This is a genomic window from Aureimonas sp. AU40 (assembly GCF_001463785.1).
In the GTDB taxonomy this organism is placed as follows: Bacteria; Pseudomonadota; Alphaproteobacteria; order Rhizobiales; family Rhizobiaceae; genus Aureimonas.
The window spans coordinates 7501-9396 of record NZ_BBWL01000066.1 but is presented as its reverse complement, the minus strand read 5'-3'; the positions used below and the strand labels follow the sequence as shown (position 1 = coordinate 9396).

Sequence of the window (1896 nt, the reverse complement as noted above, 5' to 3'; positions counted from 1 at the left end):
CCTTCCTGCCAGACCAGCCCGCCCCTTCGGACATGCAGGGCAGCGCCTGAAGGCTGCGAGACGGCAACGAGCAAGGAGGGAGAAAGGTGCAGGTGAAGAAAGCTTGGAGAGGTTGAGAGTCAGCATAAACCAGGAGGCGTAACGGACTGATATCGAGCCATTTCTGGTCGTATCGCGAAGGCGTTGCGAGCTCTGGGGCGTACCGTATCGGGCGAATGGTTAAGTCGCCCTTAACCATTCGCCCGATACGGTACGCGATACGATCCAACACGAGGCGTTGCGCCATGTCCTACACGCTCGCAACGGCAGCCGAGGTTGCCGGCAAGACCAAGCCCACGATCTGGCGCGCGGTGAAAAGCGGCAAAATCTCGGCCACGCGTCTCGACGACGGGACCTTCCGGATCGAGCCATCGGAACTCGACCGCTACCTCGCCGCAACGCGGGAAACGCCGCCCGCTGAAACGACGATGCGATCCGAAACGGGGTCTGGTTACGCCGATATGGATGCCAAGGCGTTACAGGAGGCGATTACGCTTCGTCTCACGGTCGGACATCTTGAAACGTTGTTGGCAACGGAGCGGGAGCGTGCGACCGAGCTACGGCAGGAGCGGGAACATTGGCGCGAACAGGCGCAGAGGCTCGCCATCACGCATGAGAGGCCGGTCACGGCCGCGCCGGCAAGGGACGAACAGGGAGATCGAAACGGCTTCTTGGCACGCCTCCTGGGGGCCGTGCGCGGCTGAAGACCGGCTTTCGTTTGACTCTGTCAGCGAGCATCCGCCAAATGGAGATGTTAACGCGACTCCTTGGAGCGTTAAGAATTTGGCCGCCGCAGTAGGATCTAAAAAGCGAACGGCCCCGAAGCTGGAACTTCGAGGCCGCCAATAGATAAGGAGCCTGAAAAAGACACCCCCAAACGGTGTTCAGGCTCCCACATCGTCGGAACGTCGTCAACGGGTTTTGCGTAAACCCCGACCCGAAGATGCACGTCGCTTTCACGGTCCGATCCGGCTCACAGGAGTTCTGTGCCGTGATCCGTTCCATTCTTGCCCAGATGATCACTTCGGCCTCGGTGGCCGCCCTCGATGCCCTCTTCAAACAGGTCACTGCGGTTTGGGCCGAGGCGCACCTGACGGATGACGAAGCCAGCGAGCTCTATGCCGCGATCCAGCTGCGCCGGCCCAAAGGCCGAGGCCATCCCAGCTTGATACCGCCGTCACGCCCCTTCCCACCTCCTATCGGACCCTTCTCACAGCCGCGCCGCCACCAATGCTCTCCCGATCGCGCCGCCTCGATCTTTCGCCGGCGGTGCTGTGCTTCGTCCGGCGCCATGCCGCCGGCGCTCGCCAGCCGCTTCACGGAAAGCGAGCGGGCGCTTCTGGCGATCATCGTCCAGGAGATCCGGAAGCGGGGCCACTGTGCCCGTCCGATCGGCGCGCTCGCCGGGCTCGCCGGCATCTCCCGCACCAGCGCCAAAAGGGCGCTCCGGATCGCCGAGCGCATGGAGCTTATTGAGGTCACGCGTCGACCCCGGCCAGGTCAGAAGAATCTGCCCAACATCGTCACGATCCGCTCGCAGGAATGGCAGCTCTGGATCGAGAAAGGGTCGCGTTCGACAGGGGGCAAAGAAGCGTCCCCCACGAATAGGATTCCTCCTAGAAAGGAAGCGCGAAGCTCTTCGAGGCACTTCGTGGAGTCTAAACCAGCCCGAATTTGCCCTCCAAACCGCCCCCAAACCCATCCCGAACCGAACAGAACGGAATGGCGACGCCGCTAAAGCGACGTCTTCGGCAGAATCTCAGACTCGTAGGCCTCTTGCACGGTGTTCTTTCACGAACGCTGCGATGACGGCTGGCCATTTTTATTGTCACTAAACTCATGAAAAACAAAGGCTTA

2 protein-coding genes are annotated in these 1896 nt (G+C 61.4%); both read left to right on the top strand.

The features are described from left to right. The first annotated feature begins 284 nt into the window (after positions 1-284). A complete protein-coding gene (locus AUL32_RS24270) occupies positions 285-743 on the top strand; it encodes a helix-turn-helix domain-containing protein (RefSeq protein WP_062121093.1) in 459 nt (152 codons plus the stop codon). Positions 744-1030: 287 nt separating this feature from the next. After that, positions 1031-1777 carry a hypothetical protein gene (locus tag AUL32_RS25505; RefSeq protein WP_156421618.1) on the top strand — a complete coding sequence of 249 codons (747 nt, stop codon included), beginning with the start codon at positions 1031-1033 and terminating at the stop codon, positions 1775-1777. Positions 1778-1896: the final 119 nt, after the last annotated feature.

Coding starts and splice junctions, on each gene's coding strand:
- AUL32_RS24270 (WP_062121093.1), top strand. CDS start 285: ATGTCCTACACGCTCGCAACGGCAGCCGAGGTTGCCGGCAAGACCAAG.